Origin of the sequence: Dickeya sp. NCPPB 3274, assembly GCF_000406205.1 — a bacterium.
Lineage (GTDB): Bacteria > Pseudomonadota > Gammaproteobacteria > Enterobacterales > Enterobacteriaceae > Dickeya > Dickeya fangzhongdai.
In genome coordinates this window covers 238,933-264,932 of record NZ_CM001979.1, presented here as the reverse complement: position 1 = coordinate 264,932, position 26,000 = coordinate 238,933, and the positions used below count along the sequence as shown (strand labels likewise).

Sequence of the window (26,000 nt, the reverse complement as noted above, 5' to 3'; positions counted from 1 at the left end):
ATGCTCGATGATCAGGCCTTTATGCGTTATAGCCGCCAGTTGCTGCTGGAAGATATCGGTCAGGAAGGGCAGCAGAAGCTGGCGGAGGTCCGGGTGCTGCTGGTAGGGCTGGGCGGGCTCGGCTCGCCGGCGGCGCTCTATCTGGCGGCGGCCGGCGTCGGCACGCTGTTGCTGGCGGACCACGACACCCTGCACATCTCCAATCTGCAACGTCAGATTCTCTACCGCAACGCCGACCTTTCACGCCCCAAAGCGGTGCTGGCCCGTCACGCGCTGGAAGCCGTCAATCCGCTGGTGAAAACCGTGGCCCTGACCACCCGGCTGGAAGGCGAGTCACTTGAGCAAGCGGTGGCGCAAGCCGATCTGGTGCTGGACTGCTGCGACAACATGGCTACCCGCCACGCGGTCAACGCCGCCTGCGTCGCGGCGCAAAAACCGCTGATCAGCGCCAGCGCCGTCGGCTTTAGCGGTCAGTTGCTGGTGCTGACGCCGCCCTGGCAACACGGCTGCTACGCCTGCCTCTACCCAGACGCCACGGAACCGCAGCGCAACTGCCGCACCGCCGGCGTACTCGGCCCGGTGGTCGGCGTGATGGGTACGTTGCAGGCGCTGGAAGCGATCAAGCTGCTATGCGGTTTGCCCTCGCCGCTGGACGGCAAACTGCGGCTGTTCGATGCGCGCCAGCAGCAGTGGACCACGCTGCAACTGACACGTTCGCCCGCCTGCCCGGTATGCGGGGAGCTGGCATGAAAATCCGGCTTAACGACGATGTTATCGAACTGCAGGACGAGCTGACCGTGGCGCAGTTGCTCAGCCAGTTGAACCGGCTGCAGCCCGGCACGGCGCTGGCCATCAATCAAACCATCATCCCGCGCGATGCCTGGACGCAACACCCGCTGCGCGACGGTGATGACATTTTGCTGTTTCAGGCAATCGCAGGAGGTTGAAATGCTGAAGATTGCAGATACTACTTTTACCTCCCGGTTATTAACCGGGACCGGAAAATTCGCCAGCGCGCGACTAATGCAGGACGCCCTGCGCGCTTCGGGTTCACAACTGGTCACGCTGGCGATGAAACGTGTGGATTTGAAAGGCGGCAGCGACGCCATTCTGGCGCCGCTGCGCGAGCTGGGCGTACACCTGCTGCCGAATACCTCCGGCGCCAAAACCGCCGAAGAGGCGGTGTTCGCCGCCCGACTGGCGCGCGAAGCGCTGGGCACGCACTGGGTGAAGCTGGAAATCCACCCGGACATGAAATACCTGTTGCCCGACCCGGTGGAAACCCTGAAAGCCGCCGAACAGCTGGTGAAAGACGGCTTTGTGGTATTGCCTTACTGCGGCGCCGACCCGGTGCTGTGCAAGCGACTGGAAGACGTCGGCTGCGCCGCGGTGATGCCGCTGGGCGCGCCGATCGGCTCCAATCAGGGGCTGCAAACGCGCGATTTCCTGCGCATCATCATCGAACAGGCACGGGTGCCGGTGGTGGTCGACGCCGGCATCGGCGCGCCCAGCCACGCGGCGGAAGCGATTGAACTGGGCGCGGATGCGGTACTGGTCAACACCGCTATCGCCGTGGCGCGCGACCCGGTGCAGATGGCGCAAGCTTTTCGACTGGCGGTCGACGCCGGAGCCATCGCCCATCAGGCCGGGCTGGGCAACCGCCAGCGCATCGCCAGCGCCACCAGCCCGCTCACCGGCTTTCTGCAACATACGGAGGCCGCCAACTGATGGACACCCACGATCAATCGCCGTCGTTTGAACAGCGCAGGCAACAGTTGGAGTGGCATGACTTGACCCTGCGCATCAACAGTAAGACCGACGCCGATGTAGAACGGGCGTTATGCGCCGATCGGCCGACGCGCGAGGACATGATGGCGCTGCTGTCGCCCGCCGCCGGCCGCTGGCTGGAACCGCTGGCGCAGCGGGCGCAGCAACTGACGCGCCAGCGCTTCGGCAACACCGTCAGCTTCTATGTGCCGCTGTATCTCTCCAACCTGTGCGCCAACGACTGCACCTACTGTGGTTTTTCCATGAGTAATCACCTCAAGCGCAAGACGCTGGATGAGCAGGAAATCCTGCGCGAGTGCGAGGCAATTAAAGCGCTGGGGTTCGATCACCTGCTGCTGGTAACCGGCGAACACCAGCGTAAGGTAGGGATGGACTATTTTCGCCAGATGTTGCCGCTGATTCGCCCGCAGTTCAGTTCGCTGATGATGGAAGTGCAGCCGCTGGCGCAGTCGGAGTACGCCGAGCTGAAAACCCTCGGGCTGGATGGCGTGATGGTGTATCAGGAGACCTATCATCCGGCAACCTACGCCCGCCATCACCTGCGCGGTCACAAGCAGGATTTCGCCTGGCGGCTGGCGACGCCGGACAGGCTGGGCCGCGCCGGGATCGACAAGATCGGGCTGGGGGCGCTGATTGGGCTGTCCGACAGCTGGCGCGCCGATTGCTACATGGTGGCCGAGCACCTGCTGTATTTGCAGCAGACCTACTGGCAGAGCCGCTATTCGGTATCGTTCCCGCGCCTGCGCCCCTGCGCCGGCGGCATCGAACCCGCTTCGCTGATGGATGAAGCGCAACTGATGCAGGTGATCTGCGCCTTCCGACTGCTGGCGCCCGATGTGGAACTGTCGCTGTCGACGCGCGAATCGCCCCACTTCCGCGATCACATGATCCCGATCGCCATCAACAACGTCAGCGCGTTTTCCAAAACCCAGCCGGGCGGCTACGCCGACGACCATCCGGAACTGGAGCAGTTCACCCCGCACGACGACCGCCGCCCGGAAGCGGTGGCCGATGCCCTGAGCCGTGCCGGGCTGCAACCGGTGTGGAAAGACTGGGACGGCTATCTGGGGCGACCGGGCGCAGGCTGAGTTTTACGCCGGCCCATCGCGACGCAGAGGATCCTGTTCTCACGGCACGATCGTCATCATCTGCCGTCATCACCTGCCGTCATGACTGGCAGGAAAGATCAGGCTGAAAGTGATCCGCCCGATCGTTGCATCGCGCGGATCGCAACGGGCAATGACCTCGCCGTCGTGCAATGTCATGATCGCCCGTACGATCGACAACCCCAGCCCACTGGAATCGCTGCTGGCGCTGCGGGTGGCGTCGGCACGGTAGAACCGGTCGAACAAGCGCTCCAGTTGCGCCGGCGGCAGCACCGGACCGAGGTTGGTCACCTCGACCACCACTCGCTCAGAGGATGCGGCTACGCTTAGCCGCACCGGGCTGTCGGCTTTGGCGTAACGCACCGCGTTGGCGACCAGATTGCCCAGCGCACGCTGGAACAGCAACGCATCCACCGCCAGCCGGGCATTGCCTTCGCACAACAGTTCGATACCGCGCTCTTCCGCCAGCATCTCAAAGTAATCCGCTACCCGACGCAGTTCGGCCGCCACCTCGACCGGCACGCGATTGAGCACCGGCTGCTCGTGACTGGCGCGAGCCAGAAACAGAATGTTTTCCACCATGCGCGACATTCGCTCCAGCTCGGCGATGTTGTCGGACAGCAGCGTCTCATATTCTTCCACGCTACGCGGCTGATACAGCGCCACCTGACAATGCCCCATCAGCGCGCCAATCGGCGTGCGGATTTCGTGCGCCAGATCGGCGGAAAACTGGGTCAGCCGCAGGTAACCGTCGTTCAGTCGGTCCAGCATGGCGTTGAACGCGCGAATCAACTGTCGCATTTCCTGCGGCGCATCCGCGTCGCTGATCCGGGTGGACAGCGTATTCGGCGCGATCGCCGACGCCTGCGCCGTCATCCGCCACAACGGCAATAAACCGCGGCGCAGCGCCAGGTAGCCCAGCCCGCCAATCAGCACAAAGGCGATCGCCACCGCCCCCACCACGCGCCACAGGTAGTGTTCCAGCATCTTTTGTTCGCTGAACATCACGTGAGCCGCCGTGACCTGCAACATCTGACCGTCATTCAGCCGCACCTGTGCGGCAATCGCCCGCAGCGGTACGCCCTGCGCCGTCAGGCTACCGCGTACCGCATCGGTTTGCAGCGGCGCGTCCACCGCGATCGGGGGAATGTCCGGCAGAGCAATATGCGCCGGGTTGACGTTAATCAGCGGCTTTTGCCCCGGCAGGGAAAACAGCAGCACGTCCTGCTCGTTCCCCAGCATATTTTCGAACATGCCGGTGTTGGCGGTCAGCATCGGCAAGGTGAAATTCCGGCCCAACAGATGACGGTAGTACTCCACCCGCCCGGTAACCTGCACGTCGCTGCGCCGGTACATCTCCTGACGCAGAGCGCCGTACAGATAGCCGCCGACGCTGCTGACCACCAGCGCGGTCGTCAGTGCGAACAACAGGCTGCAACGCAACGTCAGCGAGCTGGCGCGCCAGCGCTGAAAAAACACGTTCATGAGCGCGGCTCGCACACATAGCCGATACCGCGCACGGTATGGATCAACTTGACGTCAAACGGCTTGTCGATTTTGGCGCGCAGGCGTTTCACCGCCACATCCACCACGTTGGTGTCGCTGTCGAAATTCATGTCCCACACCTGCGAGGCGATCAGGGTACGGGACAGCACTTCGCCCTCGCGCCGCACCAGCAAATGCAGCAACATGAACTCCTTGTTGGTCAGTGGTATCACCGTATCCTGACGCGTGGCTTTACGCCGCAGCACATCCAGTTGCAGATCCGCCACCACGTAGTGATCCGCCTCGCGCACTACGCCGCGGCGCAACAGGGTGCGAACGCGCAGCACCAGTTCAGTAAAGGAAAATGGTTTGATGAGGTAGTCGTCCGCGCCCAGCTCCAGCCCGTGAATGCGGTCGTGCAACTGGTCTCGCGCCGTCAGAAACAGCACCGGCACGTCGCTTTTCTTGCGCAGCATCTCAATAATCTGCCAGCCATTAAGCCCCGGCAGCATCACATCCAGAATGATAGCGTCATAGCCGTGCTCCAGCGCATTGAACAATCCGTCGGTGCCGTTGCGCGCCAGATCGACCGCATATCCCGCCTCGGTCAGCCCTTTTTTCAGGTAATCCCCGGTGCCGGCGTCATCTTCAATTACCAGAATACGCATCGCTATCACTCCCGCTGTACTGGCGGCATCGCTGCCGAAACATCGCCTCATCATAGCAACTCCGCCCGGCTGACTTGATGACATTAATGTCATCAAACGGTCATCCTGACGACCTGATGGCCTCACCATGATGGGGGAAAACACCAACCCAGGAGCCTGTCATCATGATACGTCATCGTTTTACCGGACTGCTGTTTTCCTCGCTGCTGCTATGCAGCCAATGGTCTGTCGCCGCCGATGCCCCCGCCAAACCGCAACCGCCGGTGCGCGGCACCATCAGCGCAGTATCGGACAGTCAGCTACAACTGACCGACCGTAAAGGGCAAAAGATTGATGTCAAGCTGACCGACCGGACCCGGGTGATGAGCGTGACCAAAGCCAGCCCGGATACCATCAAACCGGACAGTTTCATCGGCACCGCCGCCATTCCCCAACCTGACGGCACGTTGAAAGCGCTGGAAGTGCATGTGTTCGACGCCAGCCTGCGCGGCGCCGGCGAAGGTCACCGGCCGTGGGAATCCGCCGACGGCAAGAGCGGCACTATGACCAACGGCACCGTCGGCAAGCTGGTAAACAGCAACGGACGCACCCTGACCGTCACTTACAACGGCGAACAGAAAACCGTGGTGGTGCCGGATGACGTGCCTATCGTCAGCATCGCGCCCGGCGATCGCAGCCTGCTGCAACCGGGCACGCATATCGTACTGTTCTCCAACGTCGATGAGCAGGGCAACCGGGTCGCTATCGCCATTTCGGCCGGAAAAGACGGCACCGTGCCGCCCATGTAATCAGGCGTAGCTATGCAAACATCACCTCCCGTGCACGCCTGGCCAGTCAGGATCACCCACTGGGTCAACCTGCTGGCGATGACCGCTATGTTCATGAGCGGCTGGGAAATCTACAACGCCTCGCCGCTGTTTGATTTCCGCTTTCCTCAGTCCATCACGTTAGGCGGCTGGCTAGGCGGTGCTATCGGCTGGCATCTGGCGGTGATGTGGTTGCTGGTGAGTAACGGCTTGCTGTATGTGCTGTGGAGCCTGTGCAGCGGACACTGGCGGCGACGCTGGTTGCCGCTCACGCCGGCGTCGCTTTGGCGCGATATCCGGCTGACGCTGACCTTCCGCCTGCGGCATGAATCCAGTCAGTACAACGCCATTCAGAAGCTGATGTATTTCGGCGTTATCGCGCTGGGCGTATTGCTGGTGCTGTCCGGGCTGGCTCTCTGGAAACCGGTGCAGTTGCAGGGGCTGACCAATCTGTTGGGCGGTTTCGCCGTCGCTCGCTACGTGCATTTCTTTGCCATGAGCGGAATCGGCCTGTTTGTGGTGATCCACGTGGTGATGGTGCTGATAGTCCCGCGTACGCTGTGGGCGATGCTGACCGGAGGCAAACATGAGTGATAAATCGCCGCGCCGCGCGCAGCTGATACTGGAGCCGGACCAGAAAAAACAGCTGGTGAATCTGGAACGCCGCCTGATGTTGCGCTCCGGGCTGACGCTCGGCGCCGTAGCGATGCTTACCGGCTGCAATATGCAAGACGGCGACAGCGTCGACAAAGTGCTGTGGGCAATGTCGCGCTGGAACGACCGGGTACAGGCGTGGCTGTTCAGCGGACAGCGGCTGGCTCCCAGCTATCGCCCGGACCAGATAACCCAGCCATTTCCGTTTAACGCCTTTTACCCAGAATACAATGTGCCGGAGATCGATCTGGACAGTTACCGTCTGGAGGTTTCAGGCAAGGTGGAGAAAAAGGGCATCTGGACACTGGATCAACTGCGCCGGCTACCGCAGGAGACACAGATTACCCGGTTGATCTGCATCGAAGGCTGGAGCGCTATCGGCCAGTGGCGCGGCATTCCGCTACGCCTCTTCCTGCAGCATATCGGCGCTGACCTCACCGCCCGCTATGTCGGCCTCAAATGCGCCGACCGCTATTACTCCAGCATCGATATGGCGACCGCCCTGCACCCGCAAACCATTCTGGCGCTGGAATTCGGCGATCAGGCGCTGCCCGCCGACTACGGCTACCCGCTGCGGCTGCGCGTCCCCACCAAACTCGGCTTCAAAAACGCCAAACATATCGCGGCGCTGTTCGTCAGCGACACCAACCCCGGCGGCTACTGGGAAGATCAGGGGTATAATTGGTTTAGTGGTATCTGACGTGTTTATGCATGATCCACTGGCAAGAGTCGCTCAATAGATTATTAAGACCAATGGTCACGCCTGTCAGCTTTAACGTTACATGGACAGATAACTATATCGTTTAACCATAGCGCTAATTAAATTAATGCTCAAAAAGCGATTGAAAACAAAGAGCAAGAAAAATACAATGAAAAAATATCAAGGATGGGAGATTGGAAATGGCAAACCTAATTTTTATGAAAATAAAAGGGAAGACACAGGGACTTATATCCGAAGGGTGTTTAAGTGTTAACTCAGTAGGAAATAAACACATTTCCGGCCACGAAGATGAGATTTTTGTTTATGCTACGAATTATGATCTATCAAGAGATCGCAACGTAAATCATCATCCATTTTCAATAACAAAACCGATAGATAAATCAACACCACTATTATTAATAAGCATAGCAAACAATGAACTCCTGGAATGTGAATTAAATTACTACAGAACTTCCTCTAGTGGGAAGCAAGAGAATTACATGACGATAGCATTAAAAGATGCGTCTATTATAAACATATCCAATCAAAATCCAAACTCGTTGACGCACAACGAAGTACAGCCATTTGAGACTATCGCCTTCCGCTATGAAAGCATAACCTGCCAACACAACATTGCAGGAACATCAGGGTATAGCATTCTTACAGAATACATGTACTAAACCGGTATGAATGAGCTCAAATTCTTAAAGGCTACTTGTGATTCACCATCACAAACATCGGAAGATTACCCCAAGTGGACCACTCTTGATGCAATATGGTGGAAAACATTTGGCGGTGATGATTACTTAAGCAAATATAAAGACGGCTACATTCTTTTTCATAAAGAAAGGATAAAGGAAATCGCCAATCGGTATCATATACCTGCAATACTTCTGGCATCAGTAGCAAGAGTAGAAGCCGGTGGAATGCCTGACCATTTCAAAGACACCGTATTGAATGTGAGGCAAGCTGATTTCCCTGCCAAAAAGTGGATAGAAAGAAACATACCCACAATCGGTTCCCCAGAGAAAACATCTATGGGGATTATTGCAATGCAAATAAGAGTAGTTGCAGAGATTTTCGGGAAAAATTCCGATAGCTTGACCAGCTCAGAAATGACATACATCTCAATTTGTTTACAAAAAGATAATTTTAATCTAGCGATGACAGCGCAACACCTTAACGATCTGATCCATTTTGATTATCCTGATATCGATACGATGAACCTGAATGATGAACAATTTGTTGTAGCTGGCTCCCGCTACAATAGAGGAATTCAACGTAATCTAAATGACTTCATAAGATCATATAGTGCTAAAGAAGGAACATCAGAAAGGATATGGACATCATATGGGCGAGCCATGTTACGAAATAGGGAAAGGGTTAGCAGATTGCTTTATAGAAATGCCTCCATTAAGGTAACGCCTTAAAATTATTATTGAGTGACATTACATGATTAAACAAAAAACAAAAAACAATCTTCTTAATTTTATTTTCATACTATACGTTATTATTTTATTTTTTTTCATTAATTTATTTACAACGGGAGAGTACGAATGGATGATCGGTGACGGGTCTATTAGCAGCATTTGCGATCTGCCAATGGAGGACGGATATTTCTTTCATGCAATCATACCTTTAGCAATACTCACCCCTTTCCTCTTCTTAAAAAAAAGCAAAACCAACATAGCCGTATTATTTATTTCTGTTCTTTATTACGCATGGAGATCTTTCTTAAGATTTTATGTCTGCTAAGGTGCTTATATAACTTCCTTAATAGGCACAGTCAGCAAGTGAAAACAGCTATACCCGTCATACTTCAAGTTGCAGGTGCGTTGGCTGCCCTCACTCCCCCCAGTCACTTACTTGAGTAAGCTCCTGGGGATTCGCTCGATTGCCGCCTTCCTGCAACTCGAATTTTTTAGGGTATAACGCTACCAACGTTAAAAATAACAAGTTAAATAATCCCTTCAACACAATCCCGGAAGCTACCAGGAAGATCAAGGGGATAACTGGTTTAGTGGTATCTGAACGTCTTACCCCGCCACCGGATTGCTGGCAAGCTCCCCGACAATCACATTCCCTAATGCGATAATCGCCGCCTCTCTCTCCGGTGTTAATGGCAAGGCATAGCTCAATCGCAGGCAATGACGGTATTTCCCGCCGACAGAAAACAGCTCCCCTTCATAAATCCTGATTTTTTTGTTAGCCAGACTGTGATTCAACCGTACGCCATCAAACTCCTCCGGCAACTCAACCCACAAGACAAACCCGCCTTGCGGACGGCTGAGACAAATCGTATCCGGAAACACGCGACGCACCAGGTTGACTAGCGCCTCCAGATTGCGCTGATAGACCGAACGCATTCGGCGTACATGCGGCATGTAATATCCCTGCTGGATAAATTCGGCCACCGCCTGTTGGAAATATATGGATATCGCTCCGGTGCTGGTGTACTTCATATACAATGCCCGATCCAGATAACGCCCCGGCGCCACCCAGCCGATTCGCAGGCCGGGGGCCAGCGTTTTGGAAAAAGAGCTGCATGTCAGAACCCGCCCGTCATAATCGAGGGATTTCAGGGTAATCGGCCGCGGATAGTCATACGTTAGATCCCCATACACATCATCCTCAATAATGGCGATGTCATAACGTTGCGCCAGCGTCATCAATGCCCGTTTGCGATGTTCCGGCATAACGAACCCCAGCGGATTGTTGCAATTCGGAACCGTCAGCACAGCCTTCACCGGCCATTGCTCCAGCGCCAGCTCCAGCGCTTCAAGGCTTATCCCACTGGAAAAGTCAGTAGGAATTTCAATCACCTTTATGCCATAGCCGCACAGTATCTGCATGATGCAATGAAATACCGGCGACTCAATGGCGACGATATCGCCGGGATTACACACCGCCCGTATCGCAATCGACAGCGCTTGCGTGCAGCCATGAGTAACGATGATATCCTGTGCCGACAACTGGCAACCGCTGTCAATCATTAGTCTGGCAATCTGTTCGCGCAGCAGCGGCAGACCATCCGGACCGTCATACCCCAGAGTGGCGATATCCTGTTTTTGTCCGATACGATTGATGTTCTTCCACAATGGTTTCAGCGTACTTTGCGCCAGGTCGGGAAGACTCCCCCCCAACTGCAAAATTTCCGGATCGGTGCGGGAACGGAGCAGATTCAGCACCGAATCCCACCGGGTAATCTCCACCGGGCGCTGTACCGGGCGAGTCATTGCCGGGATCGGCGCAGCCGCCATTCGGGGTTTCACGAAATATCCCGAACGAGGCAACGGTACGATTAGCCGCTTCTCTTCCAGCAAATGATATGCCTGCTGAACCGTGCTGATACTGACGCCATGCTCCTGACTTAACGCACGTACCGATGGCAAACGCTCGCCGCTCTGATACAACCCTTGTTCAATCCGCTGCGCCAATAAGGTGGCCAGAAGCTGATATCGCGTCATTGATGTAGTTCCTCCTGGTTTCCATACAGAATGCCGCTTAAACGACCATTCAGATCGCCACATCGGTCATCTGTATCAAAAATAAAATCCAATACTGCCTCTAAAACCAGACAGACGGGTTTGCCATGATAATACTCGGCCATCACCTGCGGAGAATCGCCATGACGATACTATTCCCTCCCCATCGCCTTGAGTTATACCCCCACATGCCCATTCTGCTGCGCCTGTTACGGCGCTTATGGATTGGGTACCAGCACCATCAGACCCGCAAAATCCTGAATGAACTGAATGACGAGCGTCTCAAAGATATCGGTCTGAAACGGGAAGACATACAGCGTCTTTACCGGAACTGGCCGGACAGGATTTAGCAAGCAGCGCACAACTACAGGCGGCTACGGCCGCCTGTCTGTGAAAGCGCTACGCTTGGCAACGCCCTAATCGCGATAATTGCTTGTTTTCTTTAAACCATGAATTGAGCGCTAAAAACAGGTACAGATCACACAAAAAATCGCAATTCAGATCGCCTGACCGTGCCTCTGTATGATCAGAATAGTCATTTTCTGCATCTGTATCCTGAAACACGCCGGTTGCACACTGTTTCCAGCACAGTTCACCGGGGATACCACCATGACACAGCCACACCGCCGTTCAAATACCGCAGTCGGCCCGCGATTCTTCCTTCATCATTTCCGCCAACACTGGCGCGCCTGGCGGCAGCGAGTACAGGCCCGAAAGGCGCTACGTCGACTGAACAACGATCGGTTGGAGGACATGGGGCTGACTCGCCGGGATGTGGACAATTTATGGTAGCAACGAACAAACGCTGACGAATCGAATAACGCGGAGTCAGGGCGAAAATATGCGAAGCACCGCGCAGAAAAAGGTAATCAATACAGAGAGAAAGCGATGGTCTGCGTACCGCCGCGCACATCGCCGAATTGCCCGTCGCGGTGCGGCCGGGCGGTTGTTACAGTGCGTGGGCTGAATACAGCCGGAGCAGAGACCTACCGCCTGCTCCGCCCCATCCTCGGCCAGCGCGGGCGGAGAGACACAACCCGCACCGGTCCTGTCAACATCGTGCCGGGCTATTCAGTCGGGTAGCCCGGCATCGCCCATACCGACGGCCAGTCACCCGGCTGCCCGCCATTGCATTCCGGCTGATAGTTGTAGGCCACAAGCTGGAAAGTCTTGCCGTCAAACACCCACTGCGCGCTTTCGCCGCAGTCGGCGATGCCGCGCCCTTTCGCCGAGTGATACAACATGCCGCTTTCCGGGTCATAGTCCGCTTCGGTGAACCAACGGATTTTTTCCTCGCGGCTGTCCGCCGGGCGAATCGGCCTTGGCAATTCCAGCAACTGTGCGGCCTGAGGGTTATTGCGCGGAGTGACAAACAGCATGCTGGAAGACTGATAGGCTCCCATGCCGCAGTTGAGCATCACCAGCGCCAGCTCGTTGGTCAGCGGTTCGGCTTCACTCAACTGGCGGGCTTCTTTGCTCAGCCCGCAGTCTTCCTCTTCCAGCAAGGTTTTTTTAGCGCCGATCACGCCGTTAATCAGCGTCCTGGCATTGGTCAGCGGCGGCGGCTGGGTGTAAGCCGGGTTGATTTCCTGCCCCACCGGTACCGGCGGCACCTGCGTCACCTCAGCATTGCCGACCTGCAATAAGGCGCTGAGGTTATTCAGGCGCCCCTGCCGTTCATCCGCCAGCAATAACGCCGCATTCAGGCCGTTAAGCGAGATGGATTCTTCCTGATTATTACTCTGACTACCGCCGTGCTCCGACAGCGACAGCCGCTTGGCGTTTTTGGCCGCCAGCACAAACTGCTGGATCACATCCAGTTGATCGGTATGGACGTAGAACGCGCCCTCTTCCTCATCCGTCTGCCAGGCCGGCTGAGTCAGCGGAAAACGGACGCCATCCAGATACAGCGCCTGACGTTTATCGGCCAGATCAAAGTCCAATGAGATTTTGCCCTGAGCGCCCGCTTCACGCTTTAGCGTCACACGCAGGTACGGGTCATTGTTCCTGATGTCGCAGTCGTTCAGGTTGTTGCAGGTAATCTGCCAGTGCCTGAATACCTTCTGCACCGGTGTTGGATAACCGGAAGGCATCTCACCGGCGCTGAACGCGCTGCCGGACAGCAAAACCAGAATGACGCCTGAAAGCGTTGTCGTGAATCGCATCGGACATTCCTTATGAAACTTCCATGCTGATGTTATAGCGCAATTATGTCTTTTCCCCGCCACTAAAAAAACGCTGAAAGCGTTTTTTAACGTCGCTTGCGACGGCCCATCGGGTGAGTTCCGCCATTAGGGTGGAACGAATCATAAAACGCTGAAAGCGTTTTTTAACGTCGCTTGCGACGGCCCTTCGGGTGAGTTCCGCCATTAGGGTGGAACGAATCATAAAACGCTGAAAGCGTTTTTTAACGTCGCTTGCGACGGCCCTTCGGGTGAGTTCCGCAATAGACCATTTTTAAACAGTCACGGTCGTCAATAAAAGATCTTCATGTGAAATAAGAATATAAAAAAAACCGCACCTTATCGCTAAGGTACGGTTTTTTATTATCGGTGAAACTGACGGTTATTCGTCGTCGCTGCTGCCAAAGCCCGCGTTCAACAGTTCAGCCAGGTTGGCAGATGCTTCATCCGCGCTCACCTGAGCCACTGCCGGGACTTCGCCAGCCTGACGGCGGCGCATGCGATCCTGATGGTACGCATAGCCGGTACCGGCCGGGATCAGACGACCCACGATGACGTTCTCTTTCAGGCCACGCAGTTCATCGCGTTTACCGGCAACCGCCGCTTCCGTCAGCACGCGGGTCGTTTCCTGGAACGACGCAGCGGAGATGAAGGACTCGGTAGCCAGAGACGCTTTGGTGATACCCAGCAGGTCGCGGCTGTAGGTTGCCGAAATCTTGCCGTCCGTTTCCAACTGACGATTGGCGATCTTGATGCGCGACATTTCCACCTGCTCGCCTTCCAGGAACTCAGAGCTGCCCGGATTGACGATGGTGCCTTTACGCAGCATCTGACGAACGATAACTTCGATGTGTTTATCGTTAATCTTCACGCCCTGCAGTCGGTAAACTTCCTGCACTTCGTTCACGATGTAACGGGTTACCGCGTGTACGCCGCGCAGACGCAGGATGTCATGCGGAGATTCCGGACCGTCGGAAATCACGTCGCCGCGTTCCACACGTTCGCCTTCGAACACGTTGAGCTGACGCCACTTCGGAATCATCTCTTCGTACGGTTCGCTGCCGTCAACCGGCGTGATCACCAGACGACGTTTGCCTTTGGTTTCTTTACCGAAGGACACCACGCCGCTGATTTCCGCCAGAATCGCCGGCTCTTTCGGACGACGGGCTTCGAACAGGTCGGCAACGCGCGGCAGACCACCGGTAATATCCTTGGTACCGCCGGATTCCTGCGGAATACGCGCCAGGGTGTCACCCGCGCCGATCTGAGAACCGTCTTCCAACTGGACAATCGCTTTGCCCGGCAGGAAGTACTGCGCCGGCATGTCGGTGCCCGGAATCAGTACGTCGTCGCCGTTAGCGTCAACGATTTTCAGCGCCGGACGCAGGTCTTTACCGCCACCGGTACGTTCCGCACTGTCCAGTACCACGATGGAGGACAGGCCGGTCAGTTCGTCGGTCTGACGAGTAATCGTCTGGCCGTCGATCATATCGGTAAAGCGAATGCTACCGCCCACTTCGGTGATAACCGGCATGGTATGCGGATCCCAGTTCGCTACGGTATCGCCACCGTTAACTTCTGAGCCATCGCCTTTGCCCATGACCGCGCCGTAAGGCACTTTATAGCTTTCTTTGGTACGACCGAATTCGTCGATCAGTTTCAGCTCGGTGTTACGCGAGGTAATAACCAGCTTGCCGGCGCTGTTCTTAACGAACTTGGCGTTGGTCAGTTTCAGGCTACCTTTGTTTTTCACCTGAATGCTGGATTCAGCTGCCGCACGAGATGCCGCACCACCGATGTGGAACGTACGCATCGTCAGCTGAGTACCCGGTTCACCGATGGACTGCGCCGCGATAACCCCGATGGCCTCACCTTTGTTGATGATGTGACCACGCGCCAGGTCGCGACCGTAGCACTTGGCGCACACGCCGAAGTCGGTTTCACAACCTACTACGGAGCGCACTTTCACCGCGTCGACCGAGTTTTCTTCCAACAGGTCACACCATTTCTCGTTCAGCAGCGTGTTGCGCGGAACCAGAATGTCTGCGGTGCCCGGTTTCAGCACGTCTTCCGCCGTCACACGGCCCAGTACGCGCTCACGCAGCGGCTCTTTCACGTCGCCGCCTTCGATAACCGGCGTCATCATGATGCCTTCGTGGGTACCGCAATCGTCCTCGGTCACCACCAGGTCCTGCGCCACGTCAACCAGACGACGAGTCAGGTAACCGGAGTTCGCTGTCTTCAACGCGGTATCCGCCAGACCTTTACGCGCACCGTGGGTGGAGATGAAGTACTGGAGTACGTTCAGACCTTCACGGAAGTTCGCGGTGATCGGCGTTTCGATGATGGAGCCGTCCGGCTTCGCCATCAGACCACGCATCCCCGCCAGCTGACGAATCTGTGCCGCAGAACCACGCGCACCGGAGTCGGCCATCATAAAGATGCTGTTAAAGGAAACCTGTTTCTCTTCTTCGCCGTTACGGTTGATAACGGTTTCGGTAGAGAGGTTTTCCATCATCGCCTTGGCCACACGCTCGTTCGCCGCGGCCCAGATATCGATGACTTTGTTGTAACGTTCGCCCGCGGTTACCAGACCAGACTGGAACTGCTCCTGGATCTCGGCAACTTCGGCTTCCGCTTCGCTGATGATTTCCACTTTCTTCGCCGGAATGACCATATCGTCGATACCAACGGAAGAACCGGAACGCGCCGCGTAAGCAAAACCGGTGTACATGATCTGGTCGGCAAAAATAACCGTCGGCTTCAGACCCAGCACGCGATAGCAGGTGTTCAGCATCTTGGAGATCGCTTTCTTACCCAGCGCCTGGTTGACGATGGAGTAAGGCAGACCTTTCGGCACGATCATCCACAGGATAGAACGACCCACGGTGGTGTCGATCAGGCTGGTTTTCTGCGTCCACTCGCCCTGCGCGTTCTTCTGGTGTTCGGTAATACGCACCTTCACGCGAGCGTGCAGCGAAGCCAGGCCAGCGCGATAGATACGCTCCGCTTCTTTCGGGCCGGTCAGCACCATGCCTTCGCCTTTGGCGTTAACACAGTCACGGGTCATGTAGTACAGACCCAACACCACGTCCTGAGACGGAACGATGATCGGCTCGCCGTTCGCCGGCGACAGAATGTTGTTGGTGGACATCATCAGCGCACGCGCTTCCAGCTGGGCTTCCAGCGTCAGCGGTACGTGAACAGCCATCTGGTCACCGTCGAAGTCGGCGTTATACGCCGCACACACCAGCGGGTGCAGCTGGATGGCTTTACCTTCGATCAGTACCGGTTCGAACGCCTGAATACCCAGACGGTGCAGGGTCGGCGCACGGTTCAGCAGTACCGGGTGCTCGCGGATGACTTCATCCAGGATATCCCATACCACTGCTTCTTCGCGTTCCACCATTTTCTTGGCGGCTTTGATGGTGGTAGCGAGACCACGCAGTTCCAGCTTGCCGTAGATGAACGGTTTGAACAGTTCCAGCGCCATTTTCTTCGGCAGACCGCACTGGTGCAGACGCAGGTACGGACCAACGGTAATAACGGAACGACCGGAGTAGTCCACGCGCTTACCCAGCAGGTTCTGACGGAAACGACCCTGCTTACCTTTGATCATGTCAGCCAGCGATTTCAGCGGACGCTTGTTGGAACCGGTGATCGCACGACCGCGACGGCCGTTATCCAGCAGCGCATCCACCGCTTCCTGCAACATACGTTTTTCGTTACGTACGATGATGTCCGGCGCAGCCAGATCCAGCAGGCGTTTCAAACGGTTGTTACGGTTGATCACGCGACGGTACAGATCGTTCAGATCGGAGGTCGCGAAACGACCGCCGTCCAGCGGAACCAGCGGACGCAGATCCGGCGGCAGCACCGGCAGCACGGTCAGGATCATCCACTCCGGCTTGTTGCCGGACTGCACGAACGCTTCCAGCAGCTTGATGCGCTTGGTCAGCTTCTTACGCTTGGTCTCGGAGTTGGTTTCGTTCAGCTCTTCGCGCAGCTGTTCGCATTCCTGCTCCAGATCCATGTTTTTCAGCAGAGCCTGGATCGCCTCGGCGCCCATCTTGGCGTCGAATTCGTCACCGAACTCTTCCAGCGCATCCAGATACTGCTCTTCAGTCAGGATCTGACGGCGCTCCAGATTGGTCATCCCGCCTTCGACCACCACATAGGATTCGAAGTACAGTACACGTTCGATATCGCGCAGCGGCATATCCAGCAGCAGGCCGATACGGGACGGCAGGGATTTCAGGAACCAGATGTGAGCGGTCGGAGACGCCAGCTCGATGTGGCCCATGCGCTCACGGCGCACTTTGGTCTGGGTCACTTCAACGCCGCACTTCTCACAAATCACGCCACGGTGTTTCAGGCGCTTGTACTTACCGCACAAGCACTCGTAGTCTTTTACCGGCCCAAAAATACGGGCGCAGAACAAGCCGTCACGTTCCGGTTTGAACGTACGGTAGTTGATGGTTTCTGGCTTTTTCACTTCACCAAAAGACCAGGAACGGATCATGTCTGGCGAGGCCAGAGCAATTTTGATCGCATCAAACTCTTCGGTTTTAGTTTGCGCTTTCAGAAACTTTAATAAGTCTTTCACGGATTGGCTCCTGTCGGAGTTAGACCTGTCAGACACCTGAACCATGCCGTTAAAAACACGGTTCAGGTGCCCCTGTAACGAATGCTCGCAGCGCTATCGTGCTGGGATTACTCTTCTTCCAGCTCGATGTTGATACCCAGGGAGCGGATTTCTTTCAACAGTACGTTGAAGGATTCCGGCATGCCTGGTTCCATCCGGTGATCGCCATCCACGATGTTTTTGTACATCTTGGTACGGCCGTTCACGTCATCGGATTTCACCGTCAACATTTCCTGCAGGGTATAGGCTGCGCCGTAAGCTTCCAGCGCCCACACTTCCATCTCACCGAAGCGCTGACCACCGAACTGCGCCTTACCACCCAGCGGCTGCTGGGTAACCAGGCTGTAAGAGCCGGTAGAACGGGCATGCATCTTGTCATCCACCAGGTGGTTCAGTTTCAGCATGTACATGTAGCCCACGGTAACCGGACGCTCGAACTGCTCGCCGGTACGGCCGTCGAACAAACGGATCTGACCAGAAGTCGGCAGATCGCCGAGTTTCAGCAACTCTTTGATCTCGTTTTCCTTGGCACCGTCGAACACCGGCGTGGCGATCGGCATACCTTTCTTCAGATTTTCCGCCAGACGCAGCACTTCTTCATCGCTAAAGGTGTTCAGGTCGACTTTCTGGCGCACGTCGTTACCCAGGTCATAGGCTCTCTGGATAAACTCGCGCAGCTTGGCCACTTCCTGCTGCTGCTTGAGCATGGCGTTGATCTTATCGCCGATGCCTTTGGCAGCCATACCCAGGTGGGTTTCCAGAATCTGACCGATGTTCATACGTGACGGTACGCCCAGCGGGTTCAGTACGATATCGACCGGCGTGCCGTTCTCGTCGTAAGGCATATCCTCGATCGGGTTGATCTTGGAGATAACACCCTTGTTACCGTGGCGGCCTGCCATCTTGTCACCCGGCTGGATCTGACGCTTAACAGCCAGATACACTTTGACGATCTTCAGCACGCCCGGCGCCAGATCATCACCCTGGGTGATTTTGCGGCGTTTGGCTTCGAGTTTCTTCTCGAATTCGTGTTTCAGTTCGTCGTACTGCTCAGCCAGTTGCTCAAGCTGGTTCTGTTTCTCTTCGTCGGTCAGACCCAGTTCCAGCCAACGCTCGCGCGGCAGCTTGTCCAGTTTGTCCGCTTCGACGCCGCCGGCAACCAGCACGTCATGGATACGGGCAAACAGGCCGGCTTCCAGAATCTGCAGTTCTTCAGTCAGGTCTTTCTTCGCCTGCTTGAGCTGCATTTCTTCGATTTCCAGCGCGCGTTTGTCTTTTTCCACGCCATCGCGGGTAAAGACCTGCACGTCGATAACCGTACCGGAAACGCCGTTCGGCACACGCAGAGAAGAGTCTTTCACGTCAGACGCTTTCTCACCGAAGATGGCGCGCAGCAGCTTCTCTTCCGGCGTCAGCTGGGTTTCGCCTTTCGGCGTCACTTTACCAACCAGAATATCGCCGCCGGTCACTTCCGCACCGATGTAAACGATGCCGGATTCATCCAGTTTGGAGAGCGCTGCTTCACCCACGTTCGGGATATCGGCGGTAATCTCTTCAGGCCCCAGCTTGGTGTCACGGGACACGCACGCCAGTTCCTGAATGTGGATGGTGGTAAAGCGGTCTTCCTGCACCACACGCTCGGAAACGAGGATGGAGTCTTCGAAGTTGTAACCGTTCCAGGGCATGAACGCGACGCGCATGTTCTGACCCAGCGCCAGTTCACCCAGATCGGTGGACGGGCCGTCGGCCAGCACATCGCCGCGCTCAACCGGTTCGCCCAGCGACACGCACGGCATCTGGTTGATGCAGGTGTTCTGGTTGGAACGGGTGTATTTGGTCAGGTTGTAGATGTCGATGCCGGCTTCGCCCGGGTACATTTCATCTTCGTTAACCTTGATCACGATACGGGACGCATCCACGTACTGCACGGTACCGCCACGTTTGGCAACGGCGGTTACACCGGAGTCCACCGCGACCGCACGTTCCATCCCGGTGCCCACCAGCGGCTTGTCAGCGCGCAGAGTCGGTACCGCCTGACGTTGCATGTTCGCACCCATCAGGGCACGGTTGGCGTCATCGTGCTCCAGGAACGGAATCAGGGACGCACCCACGGAGACTACCTGCTGGGTGGAAACGTCCATGTAGTCAACCTGATCGCGGCTGAACAAGCTGGATTCGCCCTTGCTACGGCAGGTAACCAGTTCCTCGATGAAGTGACCTTCGTCATCCAGGTTGGTGTTCGCCTGAGCAATAACGTAGTTGCCTTCTTCAATCGCCGACAGGTAATGGATTTCGTCGGTCACCACGCCATCGCGTACACGGCGATACGGGGTTTCCAGGAAGCCGTATTCGTTGGTCTGCGCGTACACAGACAGCGAGTTGATCAGACCGATGTTCGGACCTTCCGGCGTTTCGATAGGACATACGCGGCCGTAATGGGTCGGGTGTACGTCTCGAACTTCAAAGCCGGCGCGCTCACGGGTCAGACCGCCTGGGCCCAACGCGGAAATACGGCGTTTATGCGTAATTTCGGACAGCGGGTTGTTCTGGTCCATAAACTGGGACAGCTGGCTGGAACCGAAGAACTCTTTCACCGCTGCGGAAATCGGCTTGGCGTTGATCATGTCCTGCGGCATCAGCGTATCCAGATCGCCCAGAGACAGACGCTCTTTCACCGCACGTTCAACACGCACCAGACCGACGCGGAACTGGTTTTCCGCCATTTCGCCCACGGAGCGGATACGACGGTTGCCCAGATGGTCGATATCGTCGACTTCGCCCTTACCGTTACGGATATCGATGAGTTTTTTCATCACATCGATAATGTCCGCTTTGCTCAGAATCCCGGAACCTTCGATTTCTTCGCGCAGCAGAGAACGGTTGAACTTCATACGACCAACCGCGGACAGATCGTAACGATCTTCGGAGAAGAACAGATTCTCGAACAGGGTCTCGGCTGCTTCACGTGTCGGCGGCTCGCCCGGACGCATCATGCGGTAGATTTCGACCAGCGCGCTCAGGCGATCGTTGGTCGGGTCGACACGCAGGGTCTCGGACATGTACGGACCGTGGTCCAGATCATTGGTGAACAGCGTGTCGAGACGCTTATGACCCGCCTGGCTCAGTTTAGCCAGCAGATCCAGCGACAGTTCCATGTTCGCCATAGCGATCACTTCACCGGTGCTTTCATCCACGTAATCTTTAGCCAGCACTTTACCGGCGATGTATTCGACCGGCACTTCAATGCGCTCGATGCCGTCTTTTTCCAGCTGACGAATATGGCGCGCGGTGATGCGGCGGCCTTTCTCAACGTAGACTTTACCGTCAGCTTCGATGTCGAACGACGCGGTTTCGCCACGCAGACGTTCCGGCACCAGCTCCATCTGCAGCTTGTTGTTGTGGATTTCGTACACCACTTTATCGAAGAACAGATCCAGAATTTCTTCGGTGGAGTAACTCAGCGCACGCAGAATGATGGTAGCAGGCAGTTTACGGCGACGGTCGATACGGACAAACAGGTTGTCTTTCGGGTCGAATTCAAAATCCAGCCAGGAACCACGGTAAGGAATGATACGTGCGTTATACAGCACCTTACCGGAGGAGTGGGTTTTACCCTTGTCGCTGTCAAAGAACACGCCCGGGCTACGATGCAACTGAGAAACGATAACACGCTCAGTACCATTGATGACAAAGGTACCGTTGTCGGTCATGAGCGGAATCTCGCCCATGTACACTTCTTGTTCTTTGATGTCTTTAACGGTGCCTTCCGGCGCTTCGCGCTCGTAGATCACCAGACGCAGTTTCACGCGCAGCGGCGCGGAGAAGGTAACGCCGCGGATTTGACATTCCTGAACGTCAAATACCGGCTCACCCAGACGATAACTCACGTACTGTAGCTCGGAATTACCGCTGTAACTTGCGATAGGAAATACGGAACGGAATGCAGCTTCCAGACCGTACTGGCCTTCCGGATCTTGCTCGATAAACTTCTGGAACGAGTCAAGCTGGATAGAAAGGAGATATGGGATATCCAGAACTTGTGGACGTTTCCCAAAATCCTTACGAATGCGTTTTTTCTCGGTATAGGAGTAAACCATAGGGTTCCTCAGCTCGCTGACAAGTCGACCCACTTTGTCCACCCTGAAAAGGGCGGTTCATGCGACACCATTTATGTCGATCGGAAAGTGGAACACTTTCCGCAATACCTGTTTCTATCACTCTTAAACCATTTCATTGCGCTTTACACAGAGCAGGCACCCTGACGCAATATATTAAGTCGTCGATAGAAACAAGCATTGACGGGAAATCGGTAGTCAAACAGTGTGAAACGCTACCGACACCCTACAGCGCAAAAAGGCTGGTGACCAAAAAGTCACCAGCCATCAGCCTGATAACTCAGGCTGCAACCGGAAGGGTTGGCTTATTTAACTTCAACTTCAGCGCCAGCTTCTTCCAGAGATTTTTTCAGAGCTTCAGCGTCATCTTTGCTTACGGCTTCTTTCAGAGCGGCCGGAGCAGACTCAACCAGGTCTTTCGCTTCTTTCAGACCCAGGCCAGTTGCGCCACGAACTGCTTTGATAACAGCAACTTTGTTAGCGCCAACAGCTTTCAGGATAACGTCGAACTCGGTTTTCTCTTCAGCAGCTTCAGCCGGGCCAGCAGCAGCTACAGCAACAGCGGCAGCAGCAGAAACGCCGAATTTTTCTTCCATTGCAGAGATCAGCTCAACAACGTCCATTACAGACATAGCCGCTACTGCTTCAATGATTTGATCTTTAGTGATAGACATGACAATTGTTCCTAACAATCAGAAAAAGTTTATACGTTAGCAAATGCGATAACAGGAAAAGCGCGATTAAGCAGCTTCTTTCTGATCGCGAACAGCAGCCAGAGTGCGGACCAGTTTGCCAGCAGAGGCTTCTTTCATGGTCGCCATCAGGCGTGCAATTGCTTCTTCGTAAGTCGGCAGCGTTGCCAGACGGTCAATTTGAGCCGCCGGAATCAACTCACCTTCAAAGGCCGCAGCTTTAACCTCAAATTTTGCATTCGCTTTCGCGAACTCTTTGAACAGACGAGCGGCAGCGCCCGGGTGTTCCATAGAGTATGCAATCAGGGTCGGACCAACAAACGTGTCTTTCAGGCATTCGAACTGAGTGCCTTCAACGACGCGGCGCAGCAGGGTGTTACGAACAACACGCATGTATACGCCAGCTTCACGACCTGCTTTACGCAGTTCAGTCATTTTATCTACGGTAACGCCGCGAGAATCCGCAACTACCGCAGACAGCGCGCCTTTGGCCACTTCGCTGACTTCAGCAACAATCGCTTGTTTGTCTTGAAGATTTAATGCCATTAGCTTTTGCTCCTGGATTTAGCCGGAGAAAATCTCCGGAACTCACTTCACCTGTCGCCAAAACGGAGACAGGCGCTGAAACACGGTGAGCAGAATCCAGCAGGACTATTCTTTAAAAAAGAATAAAAATGTTCTTTAGGCTCTGTCACCGTCTACGCAGGAAAATTAAGTTTCTGACGAAACACCTGCGGTCTTGGACGGAGGCCTGGATTAGGCCAGGCTCCAACCGAAAAATCGTCTCTTGTTCATTTACAGCACAGAACAACGGGCGTAAGATTATAAAGAAATCCCTCGCCCGGGTAAAGAGGAACAAAAGCTATCAGTTTGCGACTGCGTTCAGGCCGCTCTGATCGATGGCAACGCCAGCACCCATGGTGGTGGACAGGCTGATTTTCTTGATATAAACGCCTTTCGCCTGAGCCGGTTTGGCTTTTTTCAGCGCAACCAGCAGAGCTTCCAGGTTTTCTTTCAGTTTGTCAGCGTCGAAATCAACCTTACCGATAGTGGTATGGATGATACCGTTCTTGTCGTTACGGTAACGCACCTGACCGGCTTTAGCGTTTTTCACAGCTTCAGCAACGTTCGGGGTTACAGTACCCACTTTCGGGTTCGGCATCAGGCCGCGCGGGCCCAGGATCTGGCCCAGTTGACCAACAACGCGCATTGCATCCGGAGAAGCAATAACTACGTCGAAGTTCATCTCGCCTTTCTTGATCTGCTCAGCCAGGTCATCCATACCTACCAGGTCAGCGCCGGCAGCTTTAGCAGCTTCAGCGTTGGCACCCTGAGTAAATACAGCGACGCGAACAGTACGGCCAGTACCGTGCGGCAGTACAGTCGCGCCACGGACGTTCTGGTCGGATTTACGTGCGTCGATGCCCAGGTTTACGGCAACGTCAACACTTTCAACAAATTTAGCAGTGGCCAGCTCTTTCAGCAGGGCAACGGCTTCGTTGATGTCATACTGTTTGGTTACATCAACTTTTTCACGGATCACGCGCATGCGCTTGGTCAGCTTAGCCATTTCTTAGTCCTCCACTACCAGGCCCATGGAACGAGCAGTACCTTCAATGGAACGCGCCATGGCTTCCACGTCGGCACCCGTCATGTCCGCCGCTTTGGTCTGGGCAATTTCCAGAACCTGAGCACGGGTCACTTTACCCACTTTGTCTTTGTTCGGCTTACCGGAACCAGACTTGATACCAGCCGCTTTTTTCAGCAGTACGGATGCCGGCGGAGTTTTGGTAACGAAGGTGAAGGAACGGTCGGAGTAAACAGTGATAACAACCGGAATCGGCAGACCTTTTTCCAGGCTTTCTGTTTTGGCGTTGAATGCCTTACAGAATTCCATGATGTTAACACCCTGCTGACCCAGAGCCGGACCAACTGGCGGACTCGGGTTAGCCATACCAGCTGCAACCTGCAGCTTGACATAGGCTTGTACTTTCTTGGCCATTTAGCTTTCCTCTAATGGGTAATAACGCTTCACGAAGAAGCTCCCCGCGTTTTATAAACATGTTATGCGTCTTAATGACACATAAAACAAAGGCGCGAAATTGTAGGTCAATTTCGCGCCGGATACAAGTATCGAATTTAGGCAGTGATCAGCCTTTTTCAACCTGGCTGAAATCCAGTTCGACAGGGGTCGCTCGACCAAAGATGGAGACGGAAACCTTCAGGCGGCTTTTCTCGTAATCGACTTCTTCCACCACGCCGTTGAAATCGGCAAACGGACCATCGTTGACGCGCACCATTTCGCCCGGTTCGAACAACGTTTTCGGCCGCGGCTTGTCGCCAACCTGCTGCAGGCGATTCATGATAGCGTCTACTTCTTTATCGCTGATCGGCGCAGGGCGATCGGACGTCCCGCCGATGAACCCCATGACGCGCGGTACGCTACGGACCAAATGCCAGCTGGCATCATCCATCACCATCTGTACCAGCACATAACCCGGGAAGAATTTGCGCTCGCTCTTGCGACGCTGGCCGCCACGAATTTCAACCACTTCTTCGGTCGGCACCATCACCTCACCAAAGTGGTCTTCCATGTTATGGAGCTTAATATGTTCACGCAGAGACTGTGCTACGCGACCTTCAAAGCCAGAAAACGCCTGAACGACGTACCAACGTTTCTTTGGAGCTTCAGACATCTTAGAACCTCAGGCCAGTAATAAACGATACCAGACGCACCAGAATGCCATCCAGTCCCCACAGAATCAGCGACATAACGGCAGTTACAGCAGCAACGATCAGAGTGGTGTGCAATGTTTCCTGTCGGGTCGGCCAGATCACCTTGCGAACTTCGGTCCGGGCTTCACGCGCAAACAAAACAGTTGCTTTGCCTTTGGTCGTCAGCAATGCCACGCCGCCCGCAGCAGCAATTAAAATAACTACAGCCAATGCACGCAGCGGCAAGCTGAATTCACGGTAGTAGTAATTACCTACAATTGCCGCGATCAGTAATACTGCAACGACCAGCCATTTCAGCGCCTCAAGACCACGCCCGCTCTCCTGAGCTTCGGTATTCGCACTCATAAACCAACCTGTCACTAGATTCAGACAAATAATTTTGCCCTGCCGTAAGGGCAAACCAGACCGGAAAGTATTCTAAAATCAAGCAATCCGGGACTCACACCGCTTACACAGAGCCTATCTCACCAATGATTATACTGCACAATCGCTGATGAGATAGGTTCTACGACAACAGCGTAGAAAAAGGGCATCAAATGATGCCCTTTTACCGCATGTTGCGTCAAATTTTATCAGCAATTAAGCGATAACTTTGGCAACCACGCCGGCGCCTACAGTACGGCCGCCTTCACGGATAGCGAAACGCAGACCGTCGTCCATCGCGATCGGCGCGATCAGGTTTACGACCATCTTGATGTTGTCGCCCGGCATTACCATTTCTACGCCTTCCGGCAGTTCGATGGTGCCTGTCACGTCAGTTGTACGGAAGTAGAACTGCGGACGGTAGCCTTTGAAGAACGGCGTGTGACGGCCACCTTCGTCTTTGCTCAGGATATACACTTCAGATTCGAACTGAGTGTGCGGCTTGATTGAGCCCGGTTTGGCCAGAACCTGACCACGCTCAACTTCATCACGCTTGGTACCACGCAGCAGAACC

Annotated in this window: 24 protein-coding genes and 1 pseudogene; 12 read left to right on the top strand and 13 right to left on the bottom strand. The window is 55.3% G+C overall.

The window, feature by feature from the left end:
• From DXX3274_RS01850 to thiH, 4 genes are read left to right on the top strand one after another with little or no spacing between them, the layout of a single operon-like run.
• Entirely contained in the window at positions 1-750 is a 750-nt protein-coding gene (locus tag DXX3274_RS01850; RefSeq protein WP_042858263.1) for a HesA/MoeB/ThiF family protein, read from the top strand.
• Complete coding sequence (thiS, locus tag DXX3274_RS01845; RefSeq protein ID WP_038917511.1) at positions 747-947, top strand: sulfur carrier protein ThiS; 201 nt, start codon at positions 747-749, stop codon at positions 945-947. Before DXX3274_RS01850 ends, thiS begins: the two co-directional genes overlap by 4 nt.
• A gap of 1 nt (position 948) precedes the next feature.
• Entirely contained in the window at positions 949-1,728 is a 780-nt protein-coding gene (locus DXX3274_RS01840; RefSeq protein ID WP_042858261.1) for a thiazole synthase, read from the top strand.
• Entirely contained in the window at positions 1,728-2,876 is a 1,149-nt protein-coding gene (thiH, locus tag DXX3274_RS01835; protein ID WP_042858260.1) for a 2-iminoacetate synthase ThiH, read from the top strand. Before DXX3274_RS01840 ends, thiH begins: the two co-directional genes overlap by 1 nt.
• A gap of 69 nt (positions 2,877-2,945) precedes the next feature.
• Here thiH and DXX3274_RS01830 read toward each other — a convergent pair whose 3' ends face one another.
• Entirely contained in the window at positions 2,946-4,379 is a 1,434-nt protein-coding gene (locus DXX3274_RS01830) for a heavy metal sensor histidine kinase (RefSeq protein WP_042858258.1), read from the bottom strand.
• Positions 4,376-5,047: a heavy metal response regulator transcription factor gene (locus tag DXX3274_RS01825; RefSeq protein ID WP_042858257.1), complete on the bottom strand. Its 672-nt coding sequence runs from the start codon at positions 5,045-5,047 to the stop codon at positions 4,376-4,378. The genes DXX3274_RS01830 and DXX3274_RS01825 overlap by 4 nt, the downstream gene beginning before the upstream one ends.
• Before the next feature lie 164 nt (positions 5,048-5,211).
• Between DXX3274_RS01825 and DXX3274_RS01820 the strand changes: the two genes are divergently transcribed.
• The 6 genes from DXX3274_RS01820 (at position 5,212) to DXX3274_RS24475 (ending at position 8,962) form a co-directional block, all read left to right on the top strand.
• Complete coding sequence (locus DXX3274_RS01820) at positions 5,212-5,835, top strand: hypothetical protein (protein WP_042858256.1); 624 nt, start codon at positions 5,212-5,214, stop codon at positions 5,833-5,835.
• 12 nt (positions 5,836-5,847) lie between these two features.
• Positions 5,848-6,447: a cytochrome b/b6 domain-containing protein gene (locus tag DXX3274_RS01815; RefSeq protein ID WP_042858255.1), complete on the top strand. Its 600-nt coding sequence runs from the start codon at positions 5,848-5,850 to the stop codon at positions 6,445-6,447.
• Positions 6,440-7,207, top strand: coding sequence for a molybdopterin-dependent oxidoreductase (locus DXX3274_RS01810; protein WP_042858254.1), 768 nt, complete (start codon positions 6,440-6,442; stop codon positions 7,205-7,207). The genes DXX3274_RS01815 and DXX3274_RS01810 overlap by 8 nt, the downstream gene beginning before the upstream one ends.
• Before the next feature lie 200 nt (positions 7,208-7,407).
• Positions 7,408-7,887, top strand: a complete 480-nt coding sequence (locus DXX3274_RS22565; protein WP_071603895.1) for an Hcp family type VI secretion system effector — start codon at positions 7,408-7,410, stop codon at positions 7,885-7,887.
• Between the two features lie 6 nt (positions 7,888-7,893).
• Positions 7,894-8,637, top strand: a complete 744-nt coding sequence (locus tag DXX3274_RS01805) for a hypothetical protein (protein WP_042858253.1) — start codon at positions 7,894-7,896, stop codon at positions 8,635-8,637.
• Positions 8,638-8,659: 22 nt separating this feature from the next.
• A complete protein-coding gene (locus tag DXX3274_RS24475) occupies positions 8,660-8,962 on the top strand; it encodes a DUF2645 family protein (RefSeq protein WP_050569785.1) in 303 nt (100 codons plus the stop codon).
• A 281-nt stretch (positions 8,963-9,243) separates the two neighbouring features.
• Here the strand turns inward: DXX3274_RS24475 and DXX3274_RS01795 are convergent, their stop codons facing one another.
• Positions 9,244-10,674, bottom strand: a complete 1,431-nt coding sequence (locus DXX3274_RS01795; RefSeq protein ID WP_042858252.1) for a PLP-dependent aminotransferase family protein — start codon at positions 10,672-10,674, stop codon at positions 9,244-9,246.
• 161 nt (positions 10,675-10,835) lie between these two features.
• Here DXX3274_RS01795 and DXX3274_RS23265 point away from each other — a divergent pair, with 161 nt between their 5' ends.
• Together DXX3274_RS23265 and DXX3274_RS22555 are read left to right on the top strand one after the other, a co-directional pair.
• Positions 10,836-11,042 (top strand): DUF1127 domain-containing protein, encoded by a 207-nt coding sequence (locus DXX3274_RS23265; protein ID WP_202960828.1) that lies wholly within the window; start codon positions 10,836-10,838, stop codon positions 11,040-11,042.
• A gap of 172 nt (positions 11,043-11,214) precedes the next feature.
• Positions 11,215-11,484, top strand: a complete 270-nt coding sequence (locus DXX3274_RS22555; RefSeq protein ID WP_071603894.1) for a DUF1127 domain-containing protein — start codon at positions 11,215-11,217, stop codon at positions 11,482-11,484.
• A gap of 275 nt (positions 11,485-11,759) precedes the next feature.
• On the opposite strand, the gene DXX3274_RS01790 is transcribed toward DXX3274_RS22555, so the two are convergent.
• The 10 genes and pseudogenes from DXX3274_RS01790 to tuf form a co-directional block, all read right to left on the bottom strand.
• Positions 11,760-12,857 (bottom strand): DUF1176 domain-containing protein, encoded by a 1,098-nt coding sequence (locus DXX3274_RS01790; protein ID WP_042858250.1) that lies wholly within the window; start codon positions 12,855-12,857, stop codon positions 11,760-11,762.
• A 400-nt stretch (positions 12,858-13,257) separates the two neighbouring features.
• Positions 13,258-17,481 (bottom strand): DNA-directed RNA polymerase subunit beta', encoded by a 4,224-nt coding sequence (gene rpoC, locus DXX3274_RS01785; RefSeq protein WP_038917499.1) that lies wholly within the window; start codon positions 17,479-17,481, stop codon positions 13,258-13,260.
• A gap of 107 nt (positions 17,482-17,588) precedes the next feature.
• Positions 17,589-21,617, bottom strand: a complete 4,029-nt coding sequence (gene rpoB / locus DXX3274_RS01780) for a DNA-directed RNA polymerase subunit beta (RefSeq protein ID WP_042858248.1) — start codon at positions 21,615-21,617, stop codon at positions 17,589-17,591.
• A gap of 323 nt (positions 21,618-21,940) precedes the next feature.
• Positions 21,941-22,309, bottom strand: coding sequence for a 50S ribosomal protein L7/L12 (gene rplL, locus DXX3274_RS01775; RefSeq protein ID WP_015855383.1), 369 nt, complete (start codon positions 22,307-22,309; stop codon positions 21,941-21,943).
• A 66-nt stretch (positions 22,310-22,375) separates the two neighbouring features.
• Positions 22,376-22,873, bottom strand: coding sequence for a 50S ribosomal protein L10 (gene rplJ, locus DXX3274_RS01770; RefSeq protein WP_012882962.1), 498 nt, complete (start codon positions 22,871-22,873; stop codon positions 22,376-22,378).
• A 319-nt stretch (positions 22,874-23,192) separates the two neighbouring features.
• Positions 23,193-23,897, bottom strand: a complete 705-nt coding sequence (gene rplA / locus DXX3274_RS01765) for a 50S ribosomal protein L1 (protein ID WP_038663349.1) — start codon at positions 23,895-23,897, stop codon at positions 23,193-23,195.
• A gap of 3 nt (positions 23,898-23,900) precedes the next feature.
• Positions 23,901-24,329: a 50S ribosomal protein L11 gene (gene rplK, locus DXX3274_RS01760; RefSeq protein WP_015855385.1), complete on the bottom strand. Its 429-nt coding sequence runs from the start codon at positions 24,327-24,329 to the stop codon at positions 23,901-23,903.
• Between the two features lie 148 nt (positions 24,330-24,477).
• On the bottom strand, positions 24,478-25,023 hold the full coding sequence (gene nusG, locus DXX3274_RS01755; RefSeq protein WP_015848189.1) for a transcription termination/antitermination protein NusG: 546 nt from the start codon (positions 25,021-25,023) through the stop codon (positions 24,478-24,480).
• Between the two features lies 1 nt (position 25,024).
• The gene (gene secE / locus DXX3274_RS01750) at positions 25,025-25,408 is read right to left on the bottom strand and encodes a preprotein translocase subunit SecE (RefSeq protein ID WP_033568032.1); all 384 of its coding nucleotides are present in this window, start codon (positions 25,406-25,408) and stop codon (positions 25,025-25,027) included.
• A 234-nt stretch (positions 25,409-25,642) separates the two neighbouring features.
• Positions 25,643-26,000, bottom strand: a pseudogene (gene tuf / locus DXX3274_RS22545) (elongation factor Tu); the annotation flags it as partial.

Coding starts and splice junctions, on each gene's coding strand:
- thiH (WP_042858260.1), top strand. CDS start 1,728: ATGGACACCCACGATCAATCGCCGTCGTTTGAACAGCGCAGGCAACAG.
- DXX3274_RS01825 (WP_042858257.1), bottom strand. CDS start 5,047: ATGCGTATTCTGGTAATTGAAGATGACGCCGGCACCGGGGATTACCTG.
- rpoB (WP_042858248.1), bottom strand. CDS start 21,617: ATGGTTTACTCCTATACCGAGAAAAAACGCATTCGTAAGGATTTTGGG.
- DXX3274_RS22565 (WP_071603895.1), top strand. CDS start 7,408: ATGGCAAACCTAATTTTTATGAAAATAAAAGGGAAGACACAGGGACTT.
- thiS (WP_038917511.1), top strand. CDS start 747: ATGAAAATCCGGCTTAACGACGATGTTATCGAACTGCAGGACGAGCTG.
- rplL (WP_015855383.1), bottom strand. CDS start 22,309: ATGTCTATCACTAAAGATCAAATCATTGAAGCAGTAGCGGCTATGTCT.
- DXX3274_RS01830 (WP_042858258.1), bottom strand. CDS start 4,379: ATGAACGTGTTTTTTCAGCGCTGGCGCGCCAGCTCGCTGACGTTGCGT.
- secE (WP_033568032.1), bottom strand. CDS start 25,408: ATGAGTGCGAATACCGAAGCTCAGGAGAGCGGGCGTGGTCTTGAGGCG.
- DXX3274_RS22555 (WP_071603894.1), top strand. CDS start 11,215: ATGATCAGAATAGTCATTTTCTGCATCTGTATCCTGAAACACGCCGGT.
- DXX3274_RS24475 (WP_050569785.1), top strand. CDS start 8,660: ATGATTAAACAAAAAACAAAAAACAATCTTCTTAATTTTATTTTCATA.
- rplJ (WP_012882962.1), bottom strand. CDS start 22,873: ATGGCATTAAATCTTCAAGACAAACAAGCGATTGTTGCTGAAGTCAGC.
- DXX3274_RS01815 (WP_042858255.1), top strand. CDS start 5,848: ATGCAAACATCACCTCCCGTGCACGCCTGGCCAGTCAGGATCACCCAC.
- DXX3274_RS01795 (WP_042858252.1), bottom strand. CDS start 10,674: ATGACGCGATATCAGCTTCTGGCCACCTTATTGGCGCAGCGGATTGAA.
- DXX3274_RS01790 (WP_042858250.1), bottom strand. CDS start 12,857: ATGCGATTCACGACAACGCTTTCAGGCGTCATTCTGGTTTTGCTGTCC.
- DXX3274_RS23265 (WP_202960828.1), top strand. CDS start 10,836: ATGACGATACTATTCCCTCCCCATCGCCTTGAGTTATACCCCCACATG.
- DXX3274_RS01810 (WP_042858254.1), top strand. CDS start 6,440: ATGAGTGATAAATCGCCGCGCCGCGCGCAGCTGATACTGGAGCCGGAC.
- rplA (WP_038663349.1), bottom strand. CDS start 23,897: ATGGCTAAGCTGACCAAGCGCATGCGCGTGATCCGTGAAAAAGTTGAT.
- nusG (WP_015848189.1), bottom strand. CDS start 25,023: ATGTCTGAAGCTCCAAAGAAACGTTGGTACGTCGTTCAGGCGTTTTCT.
- DXX3274_RS01805 (WP_042858253.1), top strand. CDS start 7,894: ATGAATGAGCTCAAATTCTTAAAGGCTACTTGTGATTCACCATCACAA.
- DXX3274_RS01820 (WP_042858256.1), top strand. CDS start 5,212: ATGATACGTCATCGTTTTACCGGACTGCTGTTTTCCTCGCTGCTGCTA.
- DXX3274_RS01840 (WP_042858261.1), top strand. CDS start 949: ATGCTGAAGATTGCAGATACTACTTTTACCTCCCGGTTATTAACCGGG.
- DXX3274_RS01850 (WP_042858263.1), top strand. CDS start 1: ATGCTCGATGATCAGGCCTTTATGCGTTATAGCCGCCAGTTGCTGCTG.
- rplK (WP_015855385.1), bottom strand. CDS start 24,329: ATGGCCAAGAAAGTACAAGCCTATGTCAAGCTGCAGGTTGCAGCTGGT.